The following is a 26,332-nucleotide window of genomic DNA, read 5'->3' as shown; positions in this document are numbered from 1 at the left end:
GTTTGCCACGATTTTCCACCCGGAATCGGCGCCACGACAGAAGAATACCGCACGGGATGGCCGCATGATCTTGAAAGCCGAATTGCACTGCCACATCGAAGGGGCAGCGGCGCCCGACCTCGTCGTCAGCCAGGCCCGCAAATACGGCAAGGACCCTTCGCCCTACATCCAGAACGGCTCTTTCGTCTGGCACGATTTCACGTCTTTCCTCGCCGCCTATGATTTTGCTTCCGACCTGTTCCGCACCGAGGAGGATTACGCCCGTCTAACCGATCATTATCTCACCAGCCTCGCCCGCGACGGCGCCATCTATTCCGAGGTCTTCACCTCGCCGGATCACGCGAAAAAGGCCGGGCTTTCGCCCAAGGCCTATACGGATGCGCTGGGCGAAGGCATGGCCCGCGCCAAGGCGAGGACCGGCATCGAGGGGCGCATGATCGTCACCGGCGTACGCCACGTCGGCGTCGAGGCGATCGAGCAGGCGGCGCGCTTTGCGGCGCGCTGCGGCCATCCGCTGGTCACCGGCTTCGGCGTCGCCGGCGACGAGCGCATCGGCGATTTCGAGGACTACGTCCGTGCGTTCGAGATCGCGCGCGAGGCCGGCCTCGGCATCACCATCCACGCCGGAGAATTGATGGGCTGGGAAAGCGTGGCGGCAGCGCTCGACCATATCCGCCCATCGCGGATCGGCCATGGCGTGCGCGCCATCGAGAACCCGGACCTCGTTCGCCGCATAGCCGCCGAGGGCGTGGTGCTGGAATGCTGCCCCGGCTCCAACATCGCGCTCAAGGTGTTCGATAGTTTCGCCACGCATCCTTTTCCGGCGTTGCGCGCGGCCGGCTGCAAGGTGACGCTCAATTCCGACGACCCGCCCTATTTCTGGACATCGCTGAAGCGCGAATACGATATCGCCGCCGAGCATTTCGCGATGGACGACAAGGCGCTTACCGCCGTCACGAGGACGGCCATCGAGGCGGCCTTCGTCGACCGGAAGACCAAGGCGATGCTGATGAGCCGGCTCGACCCCAAAGGCCGGTGAATGGTGAATGGTGAATGGTGAACGTTTGCCGGCGGCTTCAGCGTGCCAACTAATCATCGGCCCATCAGGACTCGCAAACCGGCTCACTATTCACTATTCACTACTCACCATTCACTGGAGAAGACCATGCAGGGCGTCACCGTCGTCGACCACCCCTTGTCCAGCACAAGCTGACCATCATGCGCAAGAAGGAGACCTCGACGGCAGGCTTCCGGCGGCTGCTGCGCGAGATCTCCCTGCTTCTCGGCTACGAGGTGACCCGCAACCTCGAACTGACGACCACCACGATCGAGACCCCGATCGAGGAGATGGAAGCGCCGACGCTGGAGGGCAAGAAGCTGGTTTTCGCCTCCGTGCTGCGGGCCGGCAATGGCCTGCTCGAAGGCCTGCTCGATCTGGTGCCGGCGGCGCGCGTCGCCCATATAGGCCTTTACCGCGACCATGAGACGCTCGAGGCGATCGAATATTTCTTCAAGGCGCCGAGCGACCTTGCCGACCGTCTGGTGATCGTGGTCGATCCGATGCTTGCGACCGCCAATTCCGCGATCGCGGCGATCGACAAGCTGAAGGGGCGCGGCGCCACCAACATCCGCTTCCTTTGCCTGCTTGCGGCGCCCGAAGGCATCGAGCGCTTCACCAAGGCGCATCCGGATGTCCCGATCTTCACCGCTTCGATCGACCGCCAGTTGAACGACAAGGGTTACATCATGCCTGGCCTCGGCGACGCCGGCGACCGCATGTACGGAACCAAGTGAGATCTTTTCTTAACCGGTCGTTTACGAAACGCCGTGGTTCCGGCGCGCGTTAAAGCCGAAAACACCATGTCGGCTTAAGGATCGAACCTTCACGAAGGTCGATCCATGCTGCGCAAGCTTCTTCTCCTTGGCGTCTTTGTCGGAAGCTCGGCATCGATTCCGATCGTCTATCAGTCGAACCCGCAGATGGTGGAAACCCTGCTGAGATCGGCGGTTGCTTCGAAGCCGGCGGCCCCTGAGGCTCAGCCGGACGTCAATCTCGCTTCGGTTCCAGCCAGGCCGGCGGCGCCGATGCCGCTCGGCCGCCAGGTGCTGGTCAATGCCGACCAGCGCGGCCATTTCACTTCCGCCTTCAAGTTCAACGGCCGTCAGATAGACGGCATGATTGACACCGGCGCGACGCTGGTCGCGATCAACATATCGACGGCGCGCCGGATCGGCATCTCGCTCAACCAGTCGGATTTCACTCAACAGGTGAACACGGCGAACGGCGCCATCAAGGCCGCCGTGGTCACCGTCGACCGGCTGCAGATCGGCAAGATTTCCCTCGACAACGTCCAGGCGGTGGTGCTCGACGATCGAGCGCTGCAAACCAACCTGATCGGCGTGAGCTTCCTGCAGCGGCTGCAGAAATACGAAGTGCAGGACGGCGCGCTGTTGCTCGTTCAATAGGCGCGATTTTACAGAGGCAGTATCCGCCTGAGCACCGTCTTTTCTGCGGTCGGCTTCGAGTGACCGACCGTATAGGCGGCGCGCACCGCGACGGCGGCAGCCTCGGCGTCGGCCTCGGTCCGCGCATGGATTAGCGCCAGCGCCTCGCCCGCATGCACCTCCGCGCCCACAGGCAGCAGCCGGGTGAGGCCGACGGAATGATCGATCTTGTCATCCGGACGGACGCGCCCGCCGCCCAGCGCAACGACGGCGAGCCCGATTTCGCGCGTCGCGATCCCGGTGACGAAGCCGTCCTCGGCCGCTTTGACCGCCGATTCCACTGCCGCCTTCGGCAGATATTTCTCCGGATTCTCGACGAAGTCGGCGGGGCCGCCGAGCGCCGTCACCATGCGTGCGAACACCGCCGCCGCGCGGCCGCCGGCAAGCGTCTCGGCCGCGCGCCTGATCCCGTCCTGGTTGGACGAGACAATTCCCGCCGATTGCAGCATCTCGGCGGCAAGCGCCAGCGTGACGTCCTCCAGCCGGCGGTCGCGGAAGCGGCCGGTGAGAAAGTCTACCGCGTTCTTCACCTCGACCGCATTGCCCGCTGCCGAGGCCAGCGGCTCGTTCATGCCGGTCACCAGTGCCGAAGCCTTCAGACCGGCGCCATTGGCGACCTCGACCAGGCTGTTCGCAAGTGCGGCCGCATCGCGCGACTTCTCCATGAAGGCGCCGTTGCCGACCTTGACGTCGAGCACAAGCGAGCCGAGCCCGGCGGCAAGCTTCTTCGACAGGATCGAAGCCGTTATCAGCGGCACCGATTCCACTGTGCCCGTCACGTCGCGGATCGCGTAGAGCCGGCGATCGGCCGGCGCCAAATCGGCGGTCTGGCCGATGATGGCGCAGCCCGTCTCGAGCACCGTCCTGCGGAACCGCCCCAAATCCGGCTGGCTGACGTAACCGGGAATGGCATCCATCTTGTCCAGCGTGCCGCCGGTATGGCCAAGCCCGCGGCCGGAGATCATCGGCACATAAGCGCCGCAGGCCGCGACGATCGGCGCCAGCATCAGCGAGACATTGTCGCCGACGCCGCCGGTGGAATGTTTGTCGGTGACCGGGCCCGGCAAATCGGACCAGTCGAGCACGTCACCGGAATCGCGCATCGCGAGCGTCAGCGCCACTGCTTCCTCGCGACTCATGCCTTTGAGGAACACCGCCATGGCAAAGGCGCCGATCTGGCCTTCCGAGAGCGTGCCGGCCGTGATCCCCTCGATGAAGGTCGCAATCTCGGGCATCGAGAGCTTGTGGCCGTCACGCTTGCGCCGAATGATTTCCTGGGGCAGCATCAGCTTTCCGGCAAACCTTCCTCGAAGACGCGCCGCAGGATCGTCGCCAGCCGCGCGCCGCCGACCGGCGCCATGTCCTTCGTTTCCTGGTGCGAGAGTTCCGCCCCGGTCATGCCTGCCGCAAGGTTGGTGATCACCGAGCAGGCGGCGACCTTGAGGCCGAGGAAGCGGGCCAGGATCACTTCGGGCACGGTCGACATGCCGACCGCGTTGGCGCCCATGACGCGCGCCATGCGGATTTCGGCCGGCGTCTCGAAACATGGTCCGGAAAACCACATGTAGACGCCCTGGTGGAGCGCGGTGCTGGTCTCCTTCGCCGCCGTCTCGATCGCCTTGCGCAAGCCGGCATCGTAGGCCTCGGTAAGGCCGACGAAGCGGCGGTCGCTCGGCTCGCCGATCAGCGGATTGGAGCCGGAGAAGTTGATGTGATCGGTGATCATCATCACCGAGCCCGGTCCCATCTCGGAATCGACCGAGCCGGCGGCGTTGGTGAGGATGAGATGCGAGATGCCGATGCCGGCAAGCACCTCGAGCGCCGGGCGCATCGCGGCGGCATTGCCGTGCTCGTAATAGTGCGCGCGCCCGGAAAGCATCAGCACCGGCGTGCCGGCGAAACGCCCTGCCACCACCTCGCCGGCGTGGCCGGAGACGCCGCTGCGCGGGAAGCCCGGCAGTTCGGCATAGGGGATGCGCCTTGCGTCCTCCACCTGGTCGACCAGCCCACCGAGGCCGGAGCCCAGCACAAGCGCCGCGGTCGGGGCCAGCCCGTCCAGTTTCTCGACCAGATGATCCAGCGCTTCCTTCATTTCAGGATATCGCCCCTGAAGCCGTAAGGCAGCATGTCGCCCATGGTGACCGTCTCGACCACGCCGGTGTTGTCGCAGAGATAGAGTTTCGTCTCCGGCCGGCAGAATTCCGCCAGCCGCTGCCGGCAGCCGCCGCAGGGCGAGCATTTGGCCATGCGCTCGGCGATCACCGCGATCTCGGTGATCTTGCCGCCGCCGCCCATGATGTAGTGGCCGAGCGCGGTGGTCTCCGCACACCAGCCTTCCGGATAGGACGCCACCTCGATGTTGGCGCCGGTGAAGACGCGACCGTCCTCGGTGCGCAGCGCGGCGCCTACGGGAAACTTGGAATAGGGCGCATAGGCCTTGGCCATCGCCGTCCTGGCCGCTTCGAACAGATCATGCGACATTTCCTTCTTCTCTCCCACGATCTTGTTCAAATTGCCGGTTGCCGAGACGGCCCGAGCCTCAGCGTTCCTTGACATAGGGCACGCCGCCGGCGCGCGGCGGTATCGCCTTGCCGATGAAGCCGGCGAGCAGGATGACGGTGAGTACATAGGGCAACGCCTGCATGAACTGCACCGGCACTTTGCCGAGGATCGGCAGCGGCGAGCCCTGCAAGCGGATCGATGCCGCGTCGAGGAAGCCGAACAGCAGGCAGGCGAACATCGCGTTGACCGGCTTCCATTTGGCGAAGATCAGCGCGGCAAGCGCGATATAGCCCTTGCCCGCGGTCATGTCCTTCACGAAGCCGCCATTCTGGACCATGGACAGATATGCGCCGGCGACGCCGGTAAGGATACCGGTGCAGATCAGCGCCCGGTAGCGCAGCCAGGCGACCGAGATGCCGGCTGTGTCGACGGCGGCCGGGTTTTCGCCCACGGCGCGCATCCGGAGACCGAAGCGGGTGCGGAACAGCACCCACCAGGTGAACGGCACCATCGCGAAGGCGAAGTAGACCAGGATCGAATGCCCGGAGATCAGCTCGGCATAAACGGGCCCGAGGATCGGCACGTTGCGAACGGCTTCGGCGCCGGGCCACACGATCGCCTCGAAGCGCTCGCCCGGCTGCAGCGCCGGCGTGCGGCCGCCCTGCTCGAACCAGGCCTGGCCGAGGATGATGGTCGAACCGGCGGCGACGAAGTTGATGGCGACTCCGGAGACGATCTGGTTGCCGCGATGCGTGATCGAGGCGAAACCGTGCACCATGGCGAAGGCGACCGAGATCAGGACGGCGGTGCCGAGACCGATAAAGGCCGAATGGAAGACCGATGCCGCTGCAGCGCCTGCGAAGGCGCCGACCAGCATCTTGCCTTCGAGACCGATATCGAAGATGCCGGCCCGCTCTGAATAGAGGCCGGCAAGACAGGCAAGCAGCAGCGGCACCGACAGGCGGATGGTGGAATCCAGGACCTGGACGATCGCGTTGAAACTGTCCATCTCAGGCCCCCTTCCCCTTGACCGCCTGCATGCCGACCGATTTCGGGCTGACCGATGCGAACAGCGCCTGGATATAGGGCCTGAACATATGCTCCAGCGCGCCGGCGAAGAGGATGACCAACCCTTGAATGATGACGATCATGTCGCGGCTGATCGCCGGCATCTCGAAGGCAAGCTCGGCCCCGCCCTGGTAGAGCATGCCGAACAGGATCGCCGCCAGCACGATGCCGACCGGATGCAGCCTGCCCATCAGCGCGACCGCGATGCCGACATAGCCGGCGCCCGAGACGAAATCGATCGCCACATTGTGCTGGTCGCCCATCACGGGGTTGAGCGCCATCATGCCGGCCAACGCACCCGAGATCATCATCGCGGTGAGGATGATGCGGGTTTCCGAAATGCCGGCATAGCGCGCCGCCTTTGGACTATGGCCATAGGTGCGCATCTCGTAGCCGAGCTTGGTGCGCCAGATCAGCAGCCAGACCAGGAACGCCATCGCCAGCGCCAGCAGGAAGCAGATGTTGAGCGGCGCCGAGCGGATCTTGGCGCCGAACAATTCGATCATCCAGTTGAGCTTCGGCAATTCCGCGCCGGCCAGGAAATTGCGTGTCTGCGGCGCCTGCGATCCGACCGGCTTCAGCGGACCGACCAGCAGATAGACCATCACCGAGGCGGCGATGAAGTTGAACATGATGGTGGTGATGACGATGTGCGAGCCGCGCTTGGCCTGCAGATAGGCCGGGATGAAACCCCAGAGCGCGCCGAACGCCGCCGCGGCGACGATCGCCATCGGAAAGATCACCCACCAGGGCAGGACGCTGTCGAAGCTCAGGCAGACGAGCGCGATGCCGAGGCCGCCGATATAGGCCTGGCCTTCGGTGCCGATGTTGAACAGGCTGCAATGCGCCGCCACCGCCACCGACAGCCCGGTGAAGATGAAGGTCGTGGCATAGAACAGGGTGAAGGCGATGCCTGTGCCCTTGCCGAAAGCGCCTTCGACCAGGATGACGGCGGCGCGGAACGGATTTTCGCCGACCAGCATGACGACGAAGCCCGCGACGATGAAGGCAACCGACAGGTTGATCAACGGAATCAACCCATAATCGGCCCAGGCCGGCAACTTGGCGTAAGGCGTGCTCATTCGGCGGCCTCCTGGTGCTCGACACCGGCCATCAAGAGGCCAAGCTCGCCTTCCGTCGCTTCCGGTCCGCGTTCGCCGACGATGCGGCCGGCGAACATCACCAGGATGCGGTCGGACAGCGAGCGGATCTCGTCGAGCTCGACCGACACGACCAGCACCGCCTTGCCCTGATCGCGCATGGCGATCAGCCGCTTGTGGATGAATTCGATGGCGCCGACGTCGACGCCGCGCGTCGGCTGGCCGACGATCAGCACGCCGGGATCCTGCTCCATCTCCCTGGCCAGCACGATCTTCTGCTGGTTGCCGCCGGAGAAGTTTGCGGTCTTCAGCCGCGGATTGCCGGGCCGGATGTCGTATTTCTCGATCTTGTCCTTCGCGTCGGCCATGATGGCATCGACGTTGAGGAACGGTCCCTTGAGATAGCGCTCGTCGTCGTGATAGCCGAGGATCGAGTTCTCGTGCTCCTCGAAGGCGAGCACCAGCCCGACATGGTGGCGGTCTTCCGGCACATGGGCGAGACCGCGGTCGCGCAATTCGCCGGGATCGGCCTTGCCGGTCAGGTCGATTGGCTTGCCGTCGAGCATGACCTCGCCCGAGACGGCGTGCCGGATGCCGGAGATCGCCTCAAGCAGCTCCGACTGGCCGTTGCCGGCCACGCCGGCGATGCCGACGATCTCGCCGCCGCGCACGTCGAAGGAGACGTCGTCGACCATGGTGACGCCGCGTGAATCCTTGACCGTCAGGTTCTTGACCGAGAGTTTTGTCGCACCGGCCTCCGACTGGCCTTTCTCCACCCGCAACAGCACGCGCCGGCCGACCATCAGTTCGGCCAACTCGCCGACCGTCGTTTCCCTGGTCACCCTGGTCGCCACCATGGTCCCCTGGCGCATGACCGAGACCGTGTCGGTAACGGCCATGATCTCGCGCAGCTTGTGGGTGATCAGCACCACCGTTTTTCCCTGTTCCTTCAGCTGCTTGAGGATGCGGAACAGATGGTCGGCCTCGGCTGGCGTCAGAACCCCTGTCGGCTCGTCGAGGATCAGGATCTCGGCGCCGCGATAGAGCGCCTTGAGGATCTCGACGCGCTGCTGCAGGCCGACCGGCAATTCCTCGATGATGGCGTCGGGATCGACCTCGAGGCCGTATTCGCGCTCCAGCCGTTCGAGCTCGGAGCGCGCCTTGGCGATGCTGCTCTTCAACAGCGCGTCGGTCTCGGCGCCGAGGATGACGTTCTCCAGCACCGTGAAATTGTCGACCAGCATGAAATGTTGGTGCACCATGCCGATGCCGAGCGCTATCGCGTCGTTTGGGGTGTTGATCGACACCGGCTTGCCCGCCACGCGGATTTCGCCGCTGTCGGCCTGGTAGAAGCCATAGAGGATCGACATCAGCGTCGATTTGCCTGCGCCGTTCTCCCCGACAATGCCATGGATGGTGCCGCGCGTGACTTCCAGGTTGATGTCGCGGTTGGCGCGCACGGCGCCAAAACTCTTGTTGATGCCTATGAGCTCGATTGCGGCTTGCGCCATGCAGCCTGTCCCACTCGTTATTTTTTTATCGCTTGGTCAAAATGCCTAGCATGATGCCCCGCCCGTGCCAATTGGCCGGAACGCCATTCACTCTCGACAAATCCCCCCGCGCTTGTCAATTTCGAAGGTGGCTGGGAGCTTCACATTCACAGAGACCGGGATGATGACGATGCCTGACGATCGGCTGACGACGCTGGAAATCCGCGCCGCCGAGCAGGAAAAGACGATCGAGGAACTGTCCGGCCAGATCGCCGAGCAGTGGACGGTGATCGAGCGCATGGAACGCAAGCTCGCCGCCCTTACCGACCGGTTCCTGGCCCTGGAGGAGCAGGCCGCTCCCGACGTGCCGGTGACCAAGCCGCCGCACTACTGAGCCTGCGGGGTCAGCGAGCGAGTTCGAGGAGAACGGTCATGGCCGGTGAAGGAGACCGCATCGCAAGGGCCGGCGACTATGTCTTCGGCCTGATGGACGAACGGGAGCGTGCTCGCGCCGAGCGCGACCTAGAGATCGATCCCGCCTTTCGCGACGCGGTGCTGCGGCTTGCCGAGCGCATGCGTGCTTTGGAGCCGCAGGGAGCGTCGGCCACGGCTTCGGATGAGCGCTGGCAGCTTGTGCAGCGCCGGCTTGGCGAATTGCCGCAAATGCGGTTTGCCGGGCTGGACAAGGGCGATGCGAAGCCGCAGCCGATCGTGATCAACAAGATCGAGCGCAAGCCTTATGGCGTCGGCCTGCATTCCCTTGGCGGCCGGCTCGGCCTGGCTATCGCGCTCGCCCTGGCGGCCGCCTTCGCGCTGGGCTATCTCGCCGGCACGCTATAGAGCGCACGACATCAAAAGCATCGGCTCGCCCTCCTGCTCGAAAGCTTCCGTGGCAGTCCAGCCAAGCGCTTCGTAGAAAGATCGTGCCTGCCAGGTGTAGAGATAGAGCCGGTTAACGCCGGCCGACGCGGCGTGGCCTTCTATGGCCCTGACCAGCGCCGTGCCAACGCCCTGCCCTCGATACGCCTCGTCAACAACAAGCCCGGCGAGCCACGGCGTCAGATCATGCGCCGGGTCGATCTCGTTGCGGACGAAGAGGCAACTTCCGATCGGCGAGCCGCCGAGGCGGGCGACGACAGCCGCCTCGAACCCGTCGCCTGCGATCAGCCCGCGAAGTCCCGCCATATCCTCTGCGAGCGTCCGCCCGGTGCCTTCAAAGAAGGCGGCCAGGCGCAGCTTGGCGATCGTCTCGACATCGCGCTCCCTCATGGCTTCGATAATCGGTTGCATGATGCTGGTCCCAAAAACAAACCGCCGGGCAAAAAGCCCGGCGGTCTAAGAAGCCTCGTTCAGTTGCCGATCAATATGGGCAGTTGTTGTCGGTGGTGTAATCGTGCACCTGGACCTTGCCGGCGATAATGTCGGCCTTGGCCTTTTCGACCGCCGCCTTCATCTCGTCCGTCACCAGCGCCTTGTTGTTGTCGTCCATGGCGTAGTCGACACCGCCTTCCTTCAGGCCGAGATTTTCGACGCCGCCCTTGAAGGTCCCGTTCTTGCCGTCCATGAAAGCCGTGTAGACGGCAACGTCCACGCGCTTCAGCATCGAGGTCAGCACCTTGCCGGGCTGCAGGCCGTTCTGGTTGGAGTCGACGCCGATGCCGAGCTTGCCGGCATCCGCGGCCGCCTGCAGCACGCCGACGCCGGTGCCGCCGGCCGCGGCATAGACGACGTCCGCGCCCTGATCGATCTGGGTCTTGGCGATCTCGCCGCCCTTGGCGGGGTCGTTCCAGGCGGCCGGGGTATCGCCGGTCATGTTCTGGATGATCTCGGTGGCCCCGGCAGACTTGGCGCCGCCGACATAACCACATTCGAACTTGCGGATCAGCGGGATGTCCATGCCGCCGACGAAGCCGACCTTCTTCGACTTTGACGCCATCGCAGCCAGAATGCCGACGAGGTAGGAGCCTTCGTTCTCCTTGAACACCAGCGAGCGGACATTGGGCAGGTCGACGGCATCGTCGATGATGGCGAAGTTGAGGTCGGTATATTCGGCCGCGACCTTCTTCAGCGCATCTTCCCAGGCAAAGCCGGCCATCACGATCGGGTTGCGGCCGTCCTCGGCGAAGCGGCGCAGCGCCTGCTCGCGCTGCGAAGCGTTGGAGACTTCGAATTCGACATAAGCGACGCCGGTTTCCTTCTTGAATTTCTCGGCGCCGTTATAGGCAGCCTCGTTGAAGGATTTGTCGAACTTGCCGCCGAGATCGTAGAGGATGGCCGGCTGGACATCCGCGGCGAAGGCCGGGAGAACCATTGCGGTTGCGGCCAGGAGGCCGAGAACGATACGTTTCATGTGATCCACACCCTGTCGGTTATTTTCCGTTGCACCGCACACCCTGCCCGGTTCTCCGGCAGGCATGCGACGTCAGGCAGGAAGTGTATGCCCCTCCCGCTCGCGGCCAATCTGGCACGGCCCGAAACAAAATTCACGTGGAATTTTGACCTGTTGGAAAAAGCGTGAAGGCCGACCGTTTCGGGCGGAGTCCGCGTCAGTTGGTCGGGGCGAATTCGTGGCGCCGCCGGCGGTAGCCGAGGGCGTAGAGCAGGAACGCCAATACCGCGAACACGGCGAATCCCGGCTGGCCGAGCACCCAGGCGATGATCCCGTCCCAGACCAGCGGACTGGCCTTGGCGCGCACATAGGTCTCGAACGCGGCGCGCGTGTCGGGCGATACCGCCAGCCAGCTTGCGTTGAGCGGCGTCATGACCAGCGCCGACGCCGCGACAGAGCGCGTGGTGTCGATCACCGCCATGATGACAGAAATCGACAACGCAACCATGGCCGCCAGCCGAAAGATGAAACGCAGCATCCAACGCACTCCCCGGCAACACTCCCGTCTGCCCCGCCAAACGACATAGAGCGTGCACAACCGCCACGCAATCGCGACACGTGATTTTGAGTTAGGCCCTCCGCGCCGCTTTGCGCCGGTTGACGCGCCAGATGGCGAAAATCCCGCCGCCGACGGCTCCGATGATCAGGCCGCCCAAGCCGATGAAGACAGCAAAAAACCCGCAGGCGCCCTCGAAGCAGCTCATATGGGTGGCGTCGGCGATTAGCGACCCCGCGAAAAATCCGATGCAGGCGCCGATGGCGCCACCAAGAATGATGCCGAGCAACGCGGCGACGAGCGAGACCAGGAGCGGCGGGCGTACGGCCTCGGGATTGGCATACACCGTGTCGGCGCCGGCGCCGCGCCGCAGGAGGTAGATGCAGAGCAGGCCGATGGCGATCTCGGCCACCGTGAAGCCCAGCCCTTCGGCCGAGAAGACGAAATCGGGGACAAGAAGCGTGTAGGCCTGACGCACGACGAGCCAAAGGATGATGGCGACCTGCCAGATCGTATAGTGACGCGGGAAACGCGCCGACCGGTTGAAGGCGAGGCCGAGCAGGTAAAGCCCCCACAGAATGGTCACGACGCCGCCGGTCAGCCCGCCGTAGATCAGGAAGAGCACGCTTTCCGGCAGATTGAAGTCGCCGATCAGCCGCCAGCTCGAGATCAGGCCATAGGCCGAAAGCGCCATCACGATGATCAGCCACGCCACCGGGATGAAGGAGAGCCCGCTGTCGGGCCGGCCCGCGGGCTGCTGGTTGATCGATGCCATGTCAGGACAATGCCCCCTCGCAAAGCCCAAGCAGTTCCGGGAACTGCGTCGTGGTTTTCCGTCCGGAAGTGCACGAAACAACGCCTCAGGCAGTCGACAGGCGGCCAGAGCCGAAGTCAAGCGCGGGAAACTCCGCCGGCCAGCCTGTGCACAGCATTCGGCTGCATGGCAGGCCACCGAGGCAGCTTCCGTGTCATCCACGGCAAAAGCCACGGAATGACTTGGCATTCGCTTTAGGATCGACTAGATGAGCCCCGCGCCTGTTTTGCCTAGACGGCTAGAGGTGCCGGGAAAGGGTTGCCTGCCGGTTGAAGGCACCCCAAATTTAGGCCGAGAGGCCTTCCCGAGGGAGATGCATCTCCCCAACCCGCGCGGCGAAACCGGCCGACGCGACATGCAAGACGGAGAGGTGGCCGAGTGGTTGAAGGCGCACGCCTGGAAAGTGTGTTTACGGGAAACCGTAACGCGGGTTCGAATCCCGCTCTCTCCGCCATCCCTGTCTTGTGGCTATAACTACTTGAAACAGCAAGGTTTTGGATAGAGCGTCCTAGGCACGGTGCCCCACGCCGGTGCCCCAAAATTGCTACCGATTGCCACTTTCGCCTTTCGGTTTTCTATGCGGTTGTGAAGCCGCTTTACGTTGCGCCTCCCTTCGCTTCCGCTCTTTCTCGCGATCTTCGCCGCTGTAACTGTCAACGCTCAGCTTTCTCGATCCGCCTGCCACCCATTGCCAGTCCTCACGAATCTTCTTCAGTTGCTCGGCGATTTGGATGAGCGGGGTCCGAGCACCAAGCTGTGCGATCCCGTCATAGTCCTGCATCGGCAAATCGTAGGAAAGAGACTGGCGCGTCCTTTCGGATGGATGATGCTTCCAACTCGTCGTGATGCGGTATGTTTTATCCGCCAACTTTGAGAACTCGCCAACGTGACTTGACTGAGACTGACCGGGTTTCAGAATGCTCAGATTTCTTAGGGGTTGCGCCCCAGGCTTCGAGGGGCGGTACCAATCTAGAGGCGGTTCAAAAGTCACCTCAATGTCGTGTGCCGTCGCATTTCCCGTATTGGAAACAACAAGGTCTGCATGCTGGAATGCCCATTGATTGTTTTCGAGGGCCGCCACCACGTGAGCCTGAGCCGTCGCCCTTGAGAGCCTCTTAGTCTCCCGCGCCAACACCCACGTGAAGAAACCAAGCCCGATGGTCGCCACTGCAGTAAGGACCATGGACCACGTTTGAACGCTTGTGACCAACTCGCTCATAGTCAGTTGCCTGCCCTTCGATTGAAAGACTCTACGGCATCCTTGTAGTCGGAGATTGACTCTTCATTGTCGCTTCGAGCCTGCTGATTGTTGCAGTCGATGAAGCGCTCCACCTCCGATTTGAAGTCCTCCATTTCGCGTTTGCACCTATCGAACTCGTATTCATCATCAAAGCTTCCGTAACGCTCAGCACAGGACGGCGCGGACGGCTTGGTACAATAGAAGGCAAGTGCAAGTGAAGTGTCTAACCACACCATGACGGTGGCAGCGGCCACAAGGACTACAAAGCGCATAGGCTCCCCCGATTCCCAAAGCGAACTTGGCAGCGAACCTCAAAGGCATGCAATGGTGACGGGAAGATACGCACAACTATACGCGGCATTGGCACGTGCATAGGTGCTCATTCTGGGCGTCCACTAGGACCTTTCTGGACTCTCAGCGGCAACGGACGCATGCTCTCATCGGGGAGAGGGCGATGGGCAAAGTAGTGCATCTCAAGGCGCGACGGCGAGGCTCTATATGGCGGTCGCTTTTGGCGGCCCGTTTTCCCATAGCTCTGGCGATGTTGGCTGTTACTTCAGCCGCCTACATTTCCATTGGCGATGAGCCCCGCCTTCCAACCGTGCACTCCGCTGGCTCGTCGTCTAGCCAAGCCGCTGTTCACAAGCCCGGCTGCGACATCAAGGGCAACATCAACGAGTGGGGCGAGCGCATCTACCATATGCCCGGGCAAGCGTACTATTCGGCCACCCGCATCAATCCCGCCCGTGGGGAGCGATGGTTCTGCTCGCAATGGGAGGCATGGTGGACAGGCTGGCGGAAAGCGAAGGTTTAAGGCAGGCCGAGGATGCCACCTGTTTTAACTAAAGTTGGAATCGCTTTAGCCAAAGTCCTAGCCGTTGCAGATAATCAATCTTGGCGCCGACCACACGGGGAGCATCGTTTGGCGCGTGACGGCCGATGACCTCCACCGCACGGATGAGCTCGCGGACCAGTTCTTCGAGAATAGCCGTCAGCAGCCCGAAGTCCGGGAAGGCCCCGACGATCGTCATGCTATTCGGTGAAATCACGGTGAAGCCCTCGGGCGTGGGATGAGCACCGTACTTAGAGAACATGCTATAGTCCTCTTGGTGTTTGATGCTTCCGGTCCCGTCGAGCGCCCCCAAAGCCGTCCGGACTTTCGGCGGGGAAAACTTTGATTTGCGCTCAGCCTCGGGAAGCGTATGCCATTCCGATAAGGCCTGCGGTTTACGGTTGAACAGGTCTAATAAGAGCCTGCATTCCATCATGTCCCGGATCATTGCAAGAGACGGCTGGAAGTAGCCACAGCGCACTAGGCGCAAGGCTGCCGCCGCGTCGTTGAAGCATCTTGTCGCTAGCCTCAACGCAACAAGCTCGTTTCGCGTACTGTAGGGAGTGGCTGCGATCAGTTCATGAACGGTGTCCAACGCGGCATCGATCATCTTCGGATGGGCTAGCAATTCTGGGCTGTCCGCAATCATTCGATCATGCTGGGCAACGACGGAAGCCTCGTCGATGAAGTATTTGGGCTCGTCGGCGACCACGGGCTCGATTCTACCGGGATTTGCGAATGTCGTCTGGGGTGGTGGCGTTCATGATGCGTTGGATGCTGTCTTCCACCATGCGAACCTCAGCCTGACTGCTACCTTCGGTGACAAGCTTAAGCATGTGGCTGATGCCGCTCTCGTACGCCGGCCCAAACATTGCAGAAAGAGCGATCGATTTCGCCTTCAGGTTTACATCCTCGTAAACGGCCTCAATAAAACATACCGGCAGGCCCGATGCATCTGGACTAGATACCGTGGCTCTTAAGGCTTCGGCCCGCTGCACCAGATCGGAAATGATGTCCTTTCCCCGCTTCGAGAGATCGAACTGTGAGGTTTCTCGGTCGAGTGTCTCTTCGCCTATCTTGGCAAGGTAGACATAACCCTGCCACACAGCTTGAATCGTCTGGTCTACTTGGTCGCCATTTGGCTGCGGCATGGAAAGGTGGGGGCGGTCATTTAGGAACCGTTCTAGCACCTCCGGTTGTCGCTTGAAATCAGCCAAGATTGCGAGGTCAGCGTCTCCAAACTCCATCATGCGGAGAAATACCTCCGAGATGATATCGCGCCAGATAGCCTCGACGTTAGAGTCCTTACGGCGATGGGCCGGGAACTGAGACAGGCCCTTCTGAACGGCGACGGCGTACTCATCGGTGGACTGCCTTAGAGCCATGAGCAACGCCATAGGTCTCACTAGACTTTCGGCCAGCGGCCCCCTGCCGGTGTCCTTCCGGCCCAACAGTCTCTTGATGGTGCTGAACATGGTCCCCGGCTCCCCTCCCGGTCACTCCGTCATATTGAACACTCTCCTTACCTGAGTCGCGGTTCACGTGCGTCAGCCGGAGCCTTTGCCCCTTTGTGGTTTCGCCCCCCGGTGAGAGGTGGCCCGCGGCGCAATTCGGCTCAGAGTCACCTTAGAGCGCGCCTCTTCGTTGATATCGACGATCCATCCACCAACCTCGCTTGCTCCCGTCATGCGTACCCCGAGAGGTCAAAGATCATGCAGCCCATAGGGGGCCGCCCTTCGGGGGCAACTAGCTCGCTGAGGGTTAGGCCATCTGGGATTGCACATGGTGCGGCTTTAGGGATCTTAGTGATGAAGGGGATTGGGGCTGAATACCCCTCCTCCACCCCAGGCGCCACACGCCCCACGCCCCCCTAGGCCCCCCACGCCTCTTCCTTGTGCATTAGAGGAGACGTAAGGACGTATTGCCACATAACGTGCTGTTATTACTATGTTATTTCCACGGAGGCCGGTACGCGTGAGTTGCGCCCCAGAGCCGCCGCGAAGGCTTCTTCCATCTCATGCTTTGCGGTTTCGGCATTAGACTGGGCGACGAGGACAGCATCGTGCAGTGGCAGAGCGACAATGTTCCTGAACCGGAGACGCACCAGCACCTCAATGAGGATATTGCTCTCCATGAACGCGAGCTTGTGGCCAATGCCCGTTCCAAAGAGATGGGCTATGGGCTGGTGAGCGGAATAGATGGCTGCGACAGCGTCGGCCAGCTTCATGCCTCCGAAGTACTTGGCCGTTCCGATTGGCCAATGCGTGAGCCGGCCTTTGTGAAACAGCAGCGCATTAAGCAGCTTCTTTACGCCGGCCCTTGATGAGCCGTCGCCAAAAACATCGTAGAGTTCGGCTGGAGGATCGGAGATATCCGCTCTCACGTAAGCCAGTCGCGGGAAGAGCTGGCCATAGTCCACATTGGCGATGGGTTCGCCAGCAGGCTCCTTGGCCGAACCAATGCGCAGTAATTCGCGCCGCATGGCTTTCGGCATGGTTTCCCAGAAAGCCCCGTAAAGCCGGCCTCCTTCCGTCCAGACGCCATTGTTGAAGATGCGGCGAACGAAGCGCTTGGTGGGGTCTACCGGCTGCCCATCCTCATCCAGATGTCCAGGGCCGCCATTGAGATGGATGGGGGCTGAGGACAGATATTCGTTGATCACCTCCACCTCTTTGCGGAGCTTCCGCGTCCTGCCAGTCTCGCGGTAGTCAAGCTCAACCGCTACCTCCCCTTTCGCCTTCGAGGCTTTGAGGATCAGCACCTCGGTCGGCGGCTCTCGCGTAAATCCATCCCAGCCATCGACCGACACGGCGAGAGTGGTAAGGAGCTTTGGCCGAGCGCGAACGGTTGAGAGACCGCCTGTGCCGGCTTCGAACCTATAGCCTGTTGCGACCCGTTCAATCATGCCTATCTGTGGGTGCTCCAGCACGTTTAGCGCATCAAGGAAGTGCTTCCCGTAAATCTTCGGTTTGGAATGCGCAGGGCCCCACATTGCTGCGCTACTTTTCGGCACGGCTAGAGGGCTGTCACTTGCGGTCATTTGGATGACCAGAAAGTTGCAGGCTAATACTTCGACGGCCAAACGGAACCTATCCCGAGCTTCGTCATCCCGCTGCCTTTTGCGCAACCCAAGGCGCATTTCGGCAGCCTCAAGATCCCGCACGAGCCCCGCAACGGCTGCCTTGAGGTTGGCGCCTTTTGCTCTGCGATACGGGTCCAACACGATCCCTGACGGCACCCCTCGTCCGAACGAAGTCACAGCATCACTCAACATGTGCGGACCCGGTATGCCCAACCAAGTCACTCGGCTGTGTGGCTCGAAAATTCATTGCGGCTAGCGCGGCCTGGTGTCCCATGCGGGACGCCAACCCGGAAGATGGGAGGGATGGGGGCCATGCGAGGAGGTCTTCATGGCGATAATCTTTGGCACGGCCTCGCGAGCCAGAAACTCTCCAGCCTTCTCCAGCTTCTCTCCGATCCTTCGCAGCACGAGCCCCGAGGATCTTGGGTAAGCGTGGAGCTCCGTATGGATGTCCGGCCCTAGCGGGTTGAACATCTCCCAGCTTCGGTGCGTCCCGCTCGCTAGCCGGTGGACCGCCTTGGCAGCCTGCACAATCCTGAATTCTTGAGTGCGATGGGACCCAAGGTCGTCCTCGATCAACGCGCTTACGCCCAGATAGATGGCCAGCAAGCGGCGAGGCTCAATGCCGGCCTCTCGCAGCCGGGCGAAGGCAACACGTGCTCTGTAGCTCGCCGGCTGCCCCCGCAAGTTCATTGCCGGGTCAACACGTCCTGCGCTTGCAAGGGTGTGGGCCAATTCCTGCGTGGCAGCCGCAACGGCACCCTGCTGGGAGCGTTCCGCGAGCAAAACCGACGCGGCGACCACATAAGGCCGCAGCTCGGACGCCCGGTAGGTGGCACACCAATACGAGCCGTGACGCGCCTTGAGCTGCACGTGGTACCGGCAATGGAAGGCAGAACGCCCTTTACCCGTCGAAAGAGCTGTTGGCCGGCCACATCCCGGGACGGAACAGAGATCGCTACTCATTTAACCTACGCCTTGCGGCGACGCGTTTCGGCTTTCTCAAAATCAAGGCGGGCTGTTCGACAAACCCCTCTTCGTCAGGCTCAAAAGCCGGCTTCCACTCGCGTTTCGGCTTCGCGACCTCGACAGAAGCCCGTACTTGGGCCTCGCCAAGCTTATCAAATTGCCTGATCCCCTCTTCTTTGGCGTCCTCTTTTAGTGTCCTGAACGTTTCGTCCTCGGGGGCGAAATCCACTGAAACTCGAAGGGCCTTATCAGCGATCACAGCCAATAACTTGGACCAGAAGTCTTGTCCTGCCATCGGTTTCCCGCTGGTTTTGCGAAAGCCACTTGCAAAAGCCTCGGCAAGTTCCTCCTGTCGGACCCTGATCAAGGCAGTGGAGGTTGGGGGGAGCCGTTCGCAGACGCCAGCAATTCCCATAATTGTGGCTTCCCACTCGCGGCGATTGGCGCCCCTACTTGGGATGAAATTGCGATCAACCAATTCTCCCGTGTCGGCCCGTTGAATTTCCCAAGCTGAGACTGTGATCCCCGTTGACCCCCTGTAAACGTTCAAGCAAGGCCCAACAGCCCATGCGAGATAGGTGAGTTGGTTCGGGTGCGGGTGCGGCGTAGGGCCCACTGCGCCCGAAGATTCTTTCGTTGACATGGTGATTACCAAACAGCTTGCAATGAGTGATTGCCAATATCTCACTATCAGCAATTTGTCAATAAAATCAATAGGTTATTAAGTAGGTGTAACAGTCGGGTGTAACAAACGATACGGGGCAGCCTACCTTGTTTCAGTTTTTCAACGAGTTGGGTCCGTTGTGGTGGGTGTAACATCCGGGTGTAACGGATAGCACTTTGGTGCCTACGTCGCTGGTGCTCCTAGCTAGCTGCCTTGCATTGCCTCGACCCTTTTGGATAGACTCATCTGCGAGCGCTCACGCGGCGCTCCGGGGTGTGGAAACCCTGAGTTCAAAGCATGACGCCGAAGCATCGGTGTCTGTCCTCGACCTTTTCGACGGTCGGGGAGCCTGTGGCGTATGTCCAGGTTCTCCGGAACTAAAGGCCGCAGGAACCGGAACTCGGTTTTCCAACTCCCCGATCAGGGGTCATGAGGAGGCTGTCTGCGGGGGCGTACCGCAGGCGTTCGCCTTCATAGGGAAGACCAATGTCGCCACAAGCGCTACCGACTCGAAGCAATGCCGTATCGACCGATCGCTATCAATCATTTCGAGGGCGGGAGCCGGCACGATGGCTAGCGGAATTCCGAGAGGCCGGCTGGCCGGATCAAGCAGCGGCAGCCGTGACGAGTTTTCTGATGGGAGCACGGCCGGTTCCGCCAAGCTGGGAGGATGAAATGATGCCAGCCCAATCTCGACAGGCCGAAGCCATTGCTTCTGGTGCCTCCGCGACCATCACAGCGCACATCGCCAGTCTGGAGCCACGGCCAGCAGACAGTTACCTTGCCGAACGCCGGCCGCCTACGAACAAGATTGCGGCGCTGATTGCGTTTGGTGTCTTGGCAATCGCGGTCGTTTTGCTGCTCCGCGCTGTCGCCACCATGGAGTATCGCCGCTCAGTGAATCACTACTGCATGTCCGGGCCGGCCTCGCGCTGTCCAGACTATCCCCGCACCCCGGGTAAGTTCTCATACGAGATTGATCCCAACGTACCTGCTCGGCCTTCTGCCCCCTGAGCCCTAAGGCATTGCCAAGCTGCATTGTGGAATGTCCCATTTTCAGCTTGCAGGTGGCAGACCATAGCCTCGCAATCCCGTCCCGTTACATGCCGAACACGTAACGCGGCGCGGAGGGCAATTGGGTCCAACTCCCGGCTCGGGACAGCAAGTACCGCCTGAGGAAAGCCAAAGTGGGCACCCAGGTTTTTCCCAGCACCGTGAGACTCGGGGCAGGCAATTCTTCTGAAATCGCCATATGGAACGGAACGCTTATGGCTGTGCGATATTGAATAAAATTCGAGTGCGGCGTTGAGGTTTGTATGCGTGAGCCTGTCGGCGAGGTCCGGCTGTCCTTTATTCGTCCGATGGAGCCCGAGCTGGTCGAACAGCCGCCCATGGAGCCATGAGGTCAAATTCGACGGCTATCGAACCCAGATCATCAAGGACGCTGGCGGCATCCGCTTCTATACCAAGAACGGCTTTGACTGGACCGCCAAGTACCGGCCGCTCGCCGACGAAGCGAAGGCGATAGACGCAGAGAGCGTCATTATCGAGGGAGAGACAATCGTAACCACCGAGGCAGGACTGTCGGACTTCCATGCGCTGCGCTCGGCCATCACAAGACGCCCCAAGACCTCTACCTCGTGGCCTTCGACCTTCTACACCTCAACGGTCACGATCTGCGCGACATGCCACTGAAGGACAGGCGCGAAATCTTGCAAGCGGTAATCCCTGCCGGCGGGCATATCCAGTTCAGCGAGGCGCTGCCTAGCACTGGTGAGGTCTGTGAGGCTGGCCTTGAGGGCATTGGGTCGAAGCGCCTCGACAGCCTCTACCGCAGCGGCTGACAATGAACTGGCGCAAGATCAAATGCTACGTCGAGAAGGAAATGGACATGATCGGTGTGAAGCGGGAGACCGGAAAGCCGGCGATGGTGCTCATTGCTGACAAGGGCCACTACATGGCCGGTGCCTTCGTGGCATTCAAAGCCGACAAGCGGCAGGCCCTATGGGATCGGGTGCAAACTAAGTCCGGCGCACCTCCGCCGAAGGGGCTGGGGAAGGAAAAGGCCGAGTGGCTCAACCCAGGCTTGGTTGGTCGGGTGAAGTATCTTAAAGGCGAAGAGAAGCTGCGTCACGCGACACTCAAGGACTTTCGCGAGGAAGATTGACGGGGTGACAGCCTCTTGACTGCCTGAAGGGCTTAAGTCACCTCTACAGCGTGCCTTGAGAGAAGCGGCCCCTGGCACCCGTTGAACAGGCCGCGCGATAACCGACGATGGGTGGTCCCTTACGTCGAAGAGAACCAAGAAGCAGCATGGCTGCCCGACATAACTCCTTGCACACCAACCCGGCTTGCCGCCCGCTCAACGGGCGTTTGCGGCCTCAAGTAAGGTATTGGAGAAGGTCATGACAGCCGAACGATTGAAGGTTCGCGATGCCGGAGGTGAGGGCTATGAAGTCCTCGACTACGACGGAAAGCCCATCGCCATTTGTGCAACCATATTCCATGCGGCGCACTATGTTCGCAGTCTCGCAGCGCGTTTTTGGCTTGACTGGACCCTTGACGCGACAACAGGCGCTTTTTCCGCGAGCTTCCTCGGCTCCAATAGCGTTGGCCGCATTCGGCGCGAGAGGCCGCGTAATCCGAGGGAGGGGTATTGGCGCTGGTCGATCTCAACCAATGACGTTCGCTGGCGTAATGACGAAGGTCCGCGCGGTCGCGAGTATGACAAGGATTTGGCGGTGGTTCGGCTAGAGCATGAGTTTACGTGCTATCTGGCGAACACGCCCGAAGGACAGTCATCATACGCTCGAGCAAAGGGTCGGGAATGACATCGCGCCCGGCGCCTTGACCGAGTGCGGCACGTCATTTTCCAGCCCGGAGCATGGCCCCAGCAATCGCCATCTCGGCTTCAACCTTGGCGTTTTCCTTCTGCGTCATGTTGTCAGCGGCGATCAGACACCGCAACGAACGCATAACCTCCCCGCGCGTCCAGCCAACCTCCAGCATGCAACCCACGATGGCCTGAAAGCCGGGCTCCATCGCCTCCTGACAGTCAATCTCGCGGTCGAGGTAGTCGCGCTGATGCCGTGGTGGTGTGATCATGCGTTGCCTTCCACAGTGCTGTCCTCATCCAATGCATGCGGAACCGGCAGATAGGCATTTGCGACAAGCCAATCACTCACAATGTTTCGGATGAGGTCCGCCGTTGTGAGCCCCATTTCTTCCGCCACGCCTGCCAGAGGCTCCTGGACGCTCGGGTCAAGGACAAGCCCGGTGACGTTTCGGAGCATAAGTGCCGCACGTCGGAGCATTACCTGAAGGTCAGCGCGGGAAACGTCGGCAATCTGATTGGCCGCGCTTTCCAAATCGGCGGCAATGTCATGACGGATCATGTTCAGCCCTCCAAGCTACAGGTAACGTTCGCCTTCGGCCCGGTGCTCGAAGCAGAACCAATGCGGTGCTTGCTTTGGGCTTGGCAAAGCCCCACCCGGCGTCCTTGCCGCAACCTTCATGCTCGCAGACATGATGCTGGACACCGGTGGGGTGCCATATTCAGGTTTCGGCAGTCTGATTTCGTCGCTCATAGCCTCGATGACGGCAAGTGCCCGCACGTTACTCTATGTCTGGCACGTCGCCACCCACAAAGAGAGTCTTCGGCTCCCCATACTCGCCAACAGCAGGGTTGGCCTCGCGGGACCATGCAATGGCACCGGCATGCTTGCCCGCTAGCGCCTTGGCGGTTCTTATGGCCCGCTCCTCGGACTGCTGCTCTGCCGGCCCATAGACAGCTTGGAGGCTGCCCTCTTCGTCCCGGTCGAAAGCGGTAACCACTATGAGCTTGGGGGTTTGCCGTTGCGGGAGAATGCTCTCAGCCATGCCGCTCACGCCACCGTGGGATGCGTGTCGTCAAAGCTGATGGCGACCAGCCCCGGGTATCGATGGGCTATGGCGAGTATCTGGGTCTCAAGCTCGCAATTGTAAGCCATCAGCGCCTCCACGGCATCCACAGGGCTCTCATACTTGGCGATGAGCTTTTGGGCCTCTGAGTGCAGCTCGGCCTTGCTGGTCGGATCAAGATTGTAGGTGCTCACGGGCTCCCGCTCCTCGTTGGCAACGGTCATACCCGTAGTGAACAAAAAGGGAACAAAAATGTCAATGGCGGAATTGACTCTTTGAGGAATAGCTTCCTATCGGTTGGCCATGCCGGAGCCCAGCAGCCGAACTCGACGCGTCGTCCAGACGCTAAGTCGCGCCCATGACATCGGGCAGCTAATCCGCATCCGCTGCATCAATTGCAACATCATCCGCCACTACCTCCCGGGTGACCTCCTCAAGCTCATGGGGGACATTCCGTTTTGGGATGTAGACATGCGGTGCGAGCGCTGCAAGCGGCGGGAGTTTGATGTTGATATCCTGCTCCCCAGCGCCGCTGAGGGTGTGAAGACACGCGTGAGGCGGCTTGTTGGGGTTTGGATGGTCCGTCGCGTGATCTGCAAAGATGGGGAATGAGGCAAACGGCCTTTCGGCATCTCAAGGGCTGGGAGTGGACTCTGGCGGAGCGGAGAGTGGCATTGTTTTCTGCCTCTGCATCGGTCGCCATTCGATCGCTATTTCCTCGCCGCACCCTTCGCAGCTAAAATAAAGCCTCTTATCTTTCGGCAGCTTTTCAACCTTCTTTTTGGGAACGTCCTGTTGTGAGCCGCATTTCCGGCAAACTATGCCAAGCGTCCTACGTCCAAACTCTAAGGTATCCCCCAGATATGCATAACTCTCATCGCAGTCCGGATTGATGCAGCTAACGGTCTGGCCATTTTTCAGCAGACCAAGCCTTCTCTTGTTTTTCACTCCACACTGGCAGTCGAAAAAAACCTCTTCCCCCAGACCAGTTGCGAAGAGCGTTCCTTGACTAATACGTTTGATTTCCTCAAGGGCCTCGCAAACCTTCTTTCTAACTCGTTCCGCCTCGCCATATCGCGTGACTGGGGTATCGCGTGTCTGGGGGATGCTTATATGCAGCGCAAGCTTTGCAAGTGCATTCCAAAGTTTTCCTAATTCGCCGGGATCAAATCCTATCTGTGTTCCAAACGGAATGTATTCCGACTTCTCGAAGTCCTTGACCGTTAGCGGTGAAGTCCCTTCTGGAACCGGTTCCCTTGAGATAAAATAGGTCAAGGTGGCGGCAGCATTCCGATCAACCTCTTGTATTAACACGTTGACAATATCTTTCGGCTGCCACTTTTTTATGTCGTCGTGCGATATGTAATCATGCGCGATCCTTAAGCGCTCGTAGCAAATTCTCTCGATGGCTAGGCGACATTCTAAGGCTGCGTACGTCAGGCTCGCCTCTGAACCGTCGCGGAGCAAATCCTCAATAGCTGTAATTGAAGGCTTTAGATCGATCATTCGATGCGCCGTTTGCATGCTAGAACAGAGTCCCCTGAGCCGGAGCCTGCTGCGGATACTTGATCTGTGTGGCCGGCTTCTCGACAATTACCAAGGCATCGTCCGGCGCTGTCCGCTGCATGTGCCTCGCTTCGGACCACGGGGCTGTCAACCAAGTCTCCACCTCCTCGCGGGTTGTGAGGATCACCGGCATAGCCTTCTCGTGGATCGGCGCAATGAGAGCGTTGGGCTTGGTCGTCAGGAAGCCGTAAAGCTCGAAGTCGCCCGGCCCATCCTTGATCCTGCGGACCCCCTGCCAACGCGTCCACATGCCGGCAAAGAAGAACAGCGGCCGGTCCTCGCTCCGGGCAAACCAATAGTTCCGCTGAATGCCGGTCTCGGGATCCTTGTCGTTCGGCTTGGGGCTCGGCTCCGCGAAGCTCGTGACGGGCACCACACAGCGGTTCTCCACGCCAACGTATTGCTGCCAGTGCCCATACTGCGGATTGCGGATGTTGGTGGTCCCATAGTCAGCCTTGCCCTTTACCCGCTCTGCTGGCGTAGGCATGCCCCAGAGCAGCTTGGCAATCTCCCGCTGACCATCGGGGACATTGCGGACCACCGCGCCGGGCATGTTGGGGTAGACATCTAGCGAGGGCTCAAGGTTGCCCATGATGTCCCGCATGGCGCGGGTCCACTCGCGGATGGCGTCTTGGCTGGTCGTGATGTTGTAGAGGTTGCACATGCCGACGAATGTGCCCTAGGCCACCCCGCGAGCGCAACGCGGTCGATTGACTGCGCAATGTGATTGCCTTTGTGGCTATCGGCCCCGCATCGCCACTATGTTCTGCATCGGACTTCCGCTTAGGCAGAACTCTACGAAACTCGCCCGCGTGACTGCGGCGACGACAACGGTTCTAGTCCCAGGTCGCAGGAGCAACTGCCACAGGACGGAATTGAGGGAAAATCCCGCAATGTGAAACTCTTCGTCACCGAAGTCTATGAACACTGGGCGTTGGATTGGTGTCCAGCGCTGGAATATCGCCGCGCCGCCAGTGAAGGGGTCTAAATATAAGGGGGCGTCTTTGATGATGGGGGCATCGATGACGGCACGACGAAATGCGCCTAGATCACGCTTGTGGCGCAACCCATCTACGACCCACACCATTTGCCCATAGAAGTTCTCACGGGACACACGCTCTTCGGGAGAAATGGGCGAGTGCTGAAGTTCAACCACCCAGCCCGTGCCGCTCTTGACATCCGCGATATGACGTTCGCCATCAGAGGCAATATGCGGGACTTCTTGCCACTCCCTCGGAAACTTATCCTTCCACATGCGGTGCCATTCGGTCTCCGCTTCCCACCAGTGATCGCATTCGAGCTTCCCTACGTGAGACCAATGCCAAATCCGCTGTTGTCCGCACTTGGCAACCATGTCTCGGTTGCAGTTCAGGCAGGCTCCACGCAGCTTCGGCTGGGCTTCCTGCCGCACACCGTTCACCGATGCGTATCTCATCTTCATGTCCTTCGCTCTTGACCAGATTGCTGGGCGACTGAGAGCTCGTTGTTGGTGATCGTGGACAATGTAAAGCTCGGTCCGCCAGATTTCGGCTTAAGTGTTCAGTAAATGCATATACGAAGAGCCGGGTATTTTCTCACGAAGTGTTGTGCTTTTGCAGCATACGCGAGCGGCCGCATCGCGATGAGCCGCCAAGTGAGCCGGTCACTTGCCGACGGTGCCCGCCTCATCCTGTACACTCTTCTCGCTCGTACTCGCGACCTTTGGAAAGCTAAAG

The 26,332-nt window shown here is 60.9% G+C and carries 30 protein-coding genes, 1 tRNA gene and 2 pseudogenes; 10 read left to right on the top strand and 23 right to left on the bottom strand.

From position 1 onward, the window contains the following. The first annotated feature begins 64 nt into the window (after nt 1-64). The 3 genes and pseudogenes from EJ078_RS19530 to EJ078_RS19520 all read left to right on the top strand — a co-directional run bounded on the left by EJ078_RS19530 (nt 65) and on the right by EJ078_RS19520 (nt 2,466). Entirely contained in the window at nt 65-1,039 is a 975-nt protein-coding gene (locus tag EJ078_RS19530) for an adenosine deaminase (protein WP_095826745.1), read from the top strand. Between the two features lie 126 nt (nt 1,040-1,165). Beyond that, nucleotides 1,166-1,794: pseudogene (gene upp / locus EJ078_RS19525) on the top strand (uracil phosphoribosyltransferase). Nucleotides 1,795-1,899: 105 nt separating this feature from the next. Further along, nucleotides 1,900-2,466, top strand: coding sequence for a TIGR02281 family clan AA aspartic protease (locus tag EJ078_RS19520; RefSeq protein ID WP_127403255.1), 567 nt, complete (start codon nt 1,900-1,902; stop codon nt 2,464-2,466). A gap of 8 nt (nt 2,467-2,474) precedes the next feature. Here EJ078_RS19520 and deoA read toward each other — a convergent pair whose 3' ends face one another. The 6 genes from deoA to EJ078_RS19490 are packed head-to-tail and all read right to left on the bottom strand — an operon-like array spanning nt 2,475 to nt 8,686. Beyond that, nucleotides 2,475-3,791 carry a thymidine phosphorylase gene (deoA, locus tag EJ078_RS19515; protein ID WP_127403254.1) on the bottom strand — a complete coding sequence of 439 codons (1,317 nt, stop codon included), beginning with the start codon at nt 3,789-3,791 and terminating at the stop codon, nt 2,475-2,477. Beyond that, nucleotides 3,791-4,597 (bottom strand): purine-nucleoside phosphorylase, encoded by an 807-nt coding sequence (locus EJ078_RS19510; RefSeq protein WP_127217129.1) that lies wholly within the window; start codon nt 4,595-4,597, stop codon nt 3,791-3,793. The genes deoA and EJ078_RS19510 overlap by 1 nt, the downstream gene beginning before the upstream one ends. After that, entirely contained in the window at nt 4,594-4,986 is a 393-nt protein-coding gene (gene cdd, locus EJ078_RS19505) for a cytidine deaminase (protein ID WP_067325754.1), read from the bottom strand. The genes EJ078_RS19510 and cdd overlap by 4 nt, the downstream gene beginning before the upstream one ends. 58 nt (nt 4,987-5,044) lie before the next feature. Beyond that, nucleotides 5,045-6,016 (bottom strand): ABC transporter permease, encoded by a 972-nt coding sequence (locus tag EJ078_RS19500; protein ID WP_095778796.1) that lies wholly within the window; start codon nt 6,014-6,016, stop codon nt 5,045-5,047. Nucleotide 6,017: 1 nt separating this feature from the next. Then, nucleotides 6,018-7,157: an ABC transporter permease gene (locus EJ078_RS19495; RefSeq protein ID WP_127217130.1), complete on the bottom strand. Its 1,140-nt coding sequence runs from the start codon at nt 7,155-7,157 to the stop codon at nt 6,018-6,020. Further along, a complete protein-coding gene (locus tag EJ078_RS19490; RefSeq protein WP_127403253.1) occupies nt 7,154-8,686 on the bottom strand; it encodes an ABC transporter ATP-binding protein in 1,533 nt (510 codons plus the stop codon). Before EJ078_RS19490 ends, EJ078_RS19495 begins: the two co-directional genes overlap by 4 nt. Before the next feature lie 163 nt (nt 8,687-8,849). Here EJ078_RS19490 and EJ078_RS19485 point away from each other — a divergent pair, with 163 nt between their 5' ends. Continuing rightward, nucleotides 8,850-9,059, top strand: coding sequence for a SlyX family protein (locus EJ078_RS19485; protein WP_095826868.1), 210 nt, complete (start codon nt 8,850-8,852; stop codon nt 9,057-9,059). Nucleotides 9,060-9,097: 38 nt separating this feature from the next. After that, nucleotides 9,098-9,505 (top strand): hypothetical protein, encoded by a 408-nt coding sequence (locus EJ078_RS19480; RefSeq protein ID WP_095778792.1) that lies wholly within the window; start codon nt 9,098-9,100, stop codon nt 9,503-9,505. On the opposite strand, the gene EJ078_RS19475 is transcribed toward EJ078_RS19480, so the two are convergent. The 4 genes from EJ078_RS19475 to EJ078_RS19460 all read right to left on the bottom strand — a co-directional run bounded on the left by EJ078_RS19475 (nt 9,500) and on the right by EJ078_RS19460 (nt 12,325). Then, nucleotides 9,500-9,955, bottom strand: coding sequence for a GNAT family N-acetyltransferase (locus EJ078_RS19475; RefSeq protein WP_127213986.1), 456 nt, complete (start codon nt 9,953-9,955; stop codon nt 9,500-9,502). The two genes, EJ078_RS19480 and EJ078_RS19475, sit on opposite strands and share 6 nt — an antisense overlap. 70 nt (nt 9,956-10,025) lie before the next feature. Continuing rightward, nucleotides 10,026-11,015, bottom strand: coding sequence for a BMP family ABC transporter substrate-binding protein (locus EJ078_RS19470; RefSeq protein WP_127213984.1), 990 nt, complete (start codon nt 11,013-11,015; stop codon nt 10,026-10,028). 196 nt (nt 11,016-11,211) lie between these two features. After that, nucleotides 11,212-11,532, bottom strand: a complete 321-nt coding sequence (locus EJ078_RS19465) for a hypothetical protein (protein ID WP_067002648.1) — start codon at nt 11,530-11,532, stop codon at nt 11,212-11,214. Between the two features lie 91 nt (nt 11,533-11,623). After that, complete coding sequence (locus EJ078_RS19460; RefSeq protein ID WP_127403252.1) at nt 11,624-12,325, bottom strand: hypothetical protein; 702 nt, start codon at nt 12,323-12,325, stop codon at nt 11,624-11,626. A 403-nt stretch (nt 12,326-12,728) separates the two neighbouring features. On the opposite strand from EJ078_RS19460, the gene EJ078_RS19455 reads away from it, so the two are divergent. After that, a tRNA-Ser gene (locus EJ078_RS19455) sits at nt 12,729-12,818 on the top strand. Between the two features lie 90 nt (nt 12,819-12,908). Here EJ078_RS19455 and EJ078_RS19450 read toward each other — a convergent pair. After that, nucleotides 12,909-13,583: a hypothetical protein gene (locus EJ078_RS19450; RefSeq protein ID WP_208720788.1), complete on the bottom strand. Its 675-nt coding sequence runs from the start codon at nt 13,581-13,583 to the stop codon at nt 12,909-12,911. A gap of 2 nt (nt 13,584-13,585) precedes the next feature. Continuing rightward, entirely contained in the window at nt 13,586-13,876 is a 291-nt protein-coding gene (locus EJ078_RS19445; protein WP_245458871.1) for a hypothetical protein, read from the bottom strand. Nucleotides 13,877-14,058: 182 nt separating this feature from the next. Here EJ078_RS19445 and EJ078_RS19440 point away from each other — a divergent pair, with 182 nt between their 5' ends. Further along, a complete protein-coding gene (locus EJ078_RS19440; RefSeq protein WP_208720787.1) occupies nt 14,059-14,418 on the top strand; it encodes a hypothetical protein in 360 nt (119 codons plus the stop codon). Between the two features lie 28 nt (nt 14,419-14,446). Here EJ078_RS19440 and EJ078_RS19435 read toward each other — a convergent pair whose 3' ends face one another. The 4 genes from EJ078_RS19435 to EJ078_RS19420 all read right to left on the bottom strand — a co-directional run bounded on the left by EJ078_RS19435 (nt 14,447) and on the right by EJ078_RS19420 (nt 18,965). Next, nucleotides 14,447-15,148, bottom strand: a complete 702-nt coding sequence (locus EJ078_RS19435) for a hypothetical protein (RefSeq protein WP_208720786.1) — start codon at nt 15,146-15,148, stop codon at nt 14,447-14,449. Nucleotides 15,149-15,158: 10 nt separating this feature from the next. Next, entirely contained in the window at nt 15,159-15,911 is a 753-nt protein-coding gene (locus EJ078_RS19430; RefSeq protein ID WP_208720785.1) for a hypothetical protein, read from the bottom strand. A gap of 470 nt (nt 15,912-16,381) precedes the next feature. After that, on the bottom strand, nt 16,382-17,710 hold the full coding sequence (locus tag EJ078_RS19425; RefSeq protein WP_208720784.1) for a hypothetical protein: 1,329 nt from the start codon (nt 17,708-17,710) through the stop codon (nt 16,382-16,384). 766 nt (nt 17,711-18,476) lie between these two features. Then, entirely contained in the window at nt 18,477-18,965 is a 489-nt protein-coding gene (locus EJ078_RS19420) for a hypothetical protein (RefSeq protein WP_208720783.1), read from the bottom strand. 1,506 nt (nt 18,966-20,471) lie between these two features. Here EJ078_RS19420 and EJ078_RS30880 point away from each other — a divergent pair. The 3 genes and pseudogenes from EJ078_RS30880 (at nt 20,472) to EJ078_RS19410 (ending at nt 21,982) form a co-directional block, all read left to right on the top strand. After that, nucleotides 20,472-20,995: pseudogene (locus EJ078_RS30880) on the top strand (DNA ligase). Between the two features lie 2 nt (nt 20,996-20,997). Continuing rightward, nucleotides 20,998-21,318, top strand: a complete 321-nt coding sequence (locus EJ078_RS30875; RefSeq protein ID WP_348627282.1) for a hypothetical protein — start codon at nt 20,998-21,000, stop codon at nt 21,316-21,318. 238 nt (nt 21,319-21,556) lie between these two features. Beyond that, nucleotides 21,557-21,982, top strand: coding sequence for a hypothetical protein (locus EJ078_RS19410; RefSeq protein WP_208720782.1), 426 nt, complete (start codon nt 21,557-21,559; stop codon nt 21,980-21,982). 34 nt (nt 21,983-22,016) lie between these two features. On the opposite strand, the gene EJ078_RS19405 is transcribed toward EJ078_RS19410, so the two are convergent. The 7 genes from EJ078_RS19405 to EJ078_RS19375 form a co-directional block, all read right to left on the bottom strand. Beyond that, nucleotides 22,017-22,256 carry a hypothetical protein gene (locus EJ078_RS19405; RefSeq protein WP_208720781.1) on the bottom strand — a complete coding sequence of 80 codons (240 nt, stop codon included), beginning with the start codon at nt 22,254-22,256 and terminating at the stop codon, nt 22,017-22,019. Beyond that, nucleotides 22,253-22,546, bottom strand: coding sequence for a hypothetical protein (locus tag EJ078_RS19400; RefSeq protein ID WP_208720780.1), 294 nt, complete (start codon nt 22,544-22,546; stop codon nt 22,253-22,255). Before EJ078_RS19400 ends, EJ078_RS19405 begins: the two co-directional genes overlap by 4 nt. 220 nt (nt 22,547-22,766) lie before the next feature. Further along, nucleotides 22,767-23,030, bottom strand: a complete 264-nt coding sequence (locus EJ078_RS19395; RefSeq protein WP_208720779.1) for a hypothetical protein — start codon at nt 23,028-23,030, stop codon at nt 22,767-22,769. A 5-nt stretch (nt 23,031-23,035) separates the two neighbouring features. After that, nucleotides 23,036-23,245, bottom strand: a complete 210-nt coding sequence (locus EJ078_RS19390) for a hypothetical protein (protein WP_245458869.1) — start codon at nt 23,243-23,245, stop codon at nt 23,036-23,038. A 439-nt stretch (nt 23,246-23,684) separates the two neighbouring features. Continuing rightward, on the bottom strand, nt 23,685-24,557 hold the full coding sequence (locus tag EJ078_RS19385) for a hypothetical protein (protein ID WP_208720777.1): 873 nt from the start codon (nt 24,555-24,557) through the stop codon (nt 23,685-23,687). 19 nt (nt 24,558-24,576) lie between these two features. Next, nucleotides 24,577-25,281 (bottom strand): SOS response-associated peptidase, encoded by a 705-nt coding sequence (locus EJ078_RS19380; protein WP_208720776.1) that lies wholly within the window; start codon nt 25,279-25,281, stop codon nt 24,577-24,579. Nucleotides 25,282-25,356: 75 nt separating this feature from the next. After that, nucleotides 25,357-26,058: a competence protein CoiA family protein gene (locus tag EJ078_RS19375; protein ID WP_208720775.1), complete on the bottom strand. Its 702-nt coding sequence runs from the start codon at nt 26,056-26,058 to the stop codon at nt 25,357-25,359. Between the last annotated feature and the right edge of the window lie 274 nt (nt 26,059-26,332).

This window comes from Mesorhizobium sp. M1A.F.Ca.IN.022.06.1.1 (assembly GCF_003952605.1).
GTDB lineage: Bacteria > Pseudomonadota > Alphaproteobacteria > Rhizobiales > Rhizobiaceae > Mesorhizobium.
Note: the sequence above shows the minus strand (reverse complement) of the source record. Positions and strands in the feature narration are given on the sequence as shown.

What these genes read in the sequence shown, in the direction of transcription:
- EJ078_RS19480 (WP_095778792.1), top strand. Translation starts at nt 9,098, where the DNA reads ATGGCCGGTGAAGGAGACCGCATCGCAAGGGCCGGCGACTATGTCTTC.
- EJ078_RS19425 (WP_208720784.1), bottom strand. Translation starts at nt 17,710, where the DNA reads ATGTTGAGTGATGCTGTGACTTCGTTCGGACGAGGGGTGCCGTCAGGG.
- EJ078_RS19465 (WP_067002648.1), bottom strand. Translation starts at nt 11,532, where the DNA reads ATGCTGCGTTTCATCTTTCGGCTGGCGGCCATGGTTGCGTTGTCGATT.
- deoA (WP_127403254.1), bottom strand. Translation starts at nt 3,791, where the DNA reads ATGCTGCCCCAGGAAATCATTCGGCGCAAGCGTGACGGCCACAAGCTC.
- EJ078_RS19405 (WP_208720781.1), bottom strand. Translation starts at nt 22,256, where the DNA reads ATGATCACACCACCACGGCATCAGCGCGACTACCTCGACCGCGAGATT.
- EJ078_RS19450 (WP_208720788.1), bottom strand. Translation starts at nt 13,583, where the DNA reads ATGAGCGAGTTGGTCACAAGCGTTCAAACGTGGTCCATGGTCCTTACT.
- EJ078_RS19485 (WP_095826868.1), top strand. Translation starts at nt 8,850, where the DNA reads ATGACGATGCCTGACGATCGGCTGACGACGCTGGAAATCCGCGCCGCC.
- EJ078_RS19495 (WP_127217130.1), bottom strand. Translation starts at nt 7,157, where the DNA reads ATGAGCACGCCTTACGCCAAGTTGCCGGCCTGGGCCGATTATGGGTTG.
- EJ078_RS19430 (WP_208720785.1), bottom strand. Translation starts at nt 15,911, where the DNA reads ATGTTCAGCACCATCAAGAGACTGTTGGGCCGGAAGGACACCGGCAGG.
- EJ078_RS19510 (WP_127217129.1), bottom strand. Translation starts at nt 4,597, where the DNA reads ATGAAGGAAGCGCTGGATCATCTGGTCGAGAAACTGGACGGGCTGGCC.
- EJ078_RS19410 (WP_208720782.1), top strand. Translation starts at nt 21,557, where the DNA reads ATGACAGCCGAACGATTGAAGGTTCGCGATGCCGGAGGTGAGGGCTAT.
- EJ078_RS19470 (WP_127213984.1), bottom strand. Translation starts at nt 11,015, where the DNA reads ATGAAACGTATCGTTCTCGGCCTCCTGGCCGCAACCGCAATGGTTCTC.
- EJ078_RS19400 (WP_208720780.1), bottom strand. Translation starts at nt 22,546, where the DNA reads ATGATCCGTCATGACATTGCCGCCGATTTGGAAAGCGCGGCCAATCAG.
- EJ078_RS19475 (WP_127213986.1), bottom strand. Translation starts at nt 9,955, where the DNA reads ATGCAACCGATTATCGAAGCCATGAGGGAGCGCGATGTCGAGACGATC.
- EJ078_RS19395 (WP_208720779.1), bottom strand. Translation starts at nt 23,030, where the DNA reads ATGGCTGAGAGCATTCTCCCGCAACGGCAAACCCCCAAGCTCATAGTG.
- EJ078_RS19520 (WP_127403255.1), top strand. Translation starts at nt 1,900, where the DNA reads ATGCTGCGCAAGCTTCTTCTCCTTGGCGTCTTTGTCGGAAGCTCGGCA.
- EJ078_RS19380 (WP_208720776.1), bottom strand. Translation starts at nt 25,281, where the DNA reads ATGTGCAACCTCTACAACATCACGACCAGCCAAGACGCCATCCGCGAG.
- EJ078_RS19385 (WP_208720777.1), bottom strand. Translation starts at nt 24,557, where the DNA reads ATGATCGATCTAAAGCCTTCAATTACAGCTATTGAGGATTTGCTCCGC.
- EJ078_RS19440 (WP_208720787.1), top strand. Translation starts at nt 14,059, where the DNA reads ATGGGCAAAGTAGTGCATCTCAAGGCGCGACGGCGAGGCTCTATATGG.
- EJ078_RS19490 (WP_127403253.1), bottom strand. Translation starts at nt 8,686, where the DNA reads ATGGCGCAAGCCGCAATCGAGCTCATAGGCATCAACAAGAGTTTTGGC.
- EJ078_RS19460 (WP_127403252.1), bottom strand. Translation starts at nt 12,325, where the DNA reads ATGGCATCGATCAACCAGCAGCCCGCGGGCCGGCCCGACAGCGGGCTC.
- cdd (WP_067325754.1), bottom strand. Translation starts at nt 4,986, where the DNA reads ATGTCGCATGATCTGTTCGAAGCGGCCAGGACGGCGATGGCCAAGGCC.
- EJ078_RS19375 (WP_208720775.1), bottom strand. Translation starts at nt 26,058, where the DNA reads ATGAAGATGAGATACGCATCGGTGAACGGTGTGCGGCAGGAAGCCCAG.
- EJ078_RS19500 (WP_095778796.1), bottom strand. Translation starts at nt 6,016, where the DNA reads ATGGACAGTTTCAACGCGATCGTCCAGGTCCTGGATTCCACCATCCGC.
- EJ078_RS19530 (WP_095826745.1), top strand. Translation starts at nt 65, where the DNA reads ATGATCTTGAAAGCCGAATTGCACTGCCACATCGAAGGGGCAGCGGCG.
- EJ078_RS19445 (WP_245458871.1), bottom strand. Translation starts at nt 13,876, where the DNA reads ATGCGCTTTGTAGTCCTTGTGGCCGCTGCCACCGTCATGGTGTGGTTA.
- EJ078_RS30875 (WP_348627282.1), top strand. Translation starts at nt 20,998, where the DNA reads ATGAACTGGCGCAAGATCAAATGCTACGTCGAGAAGGAAATGGACATG.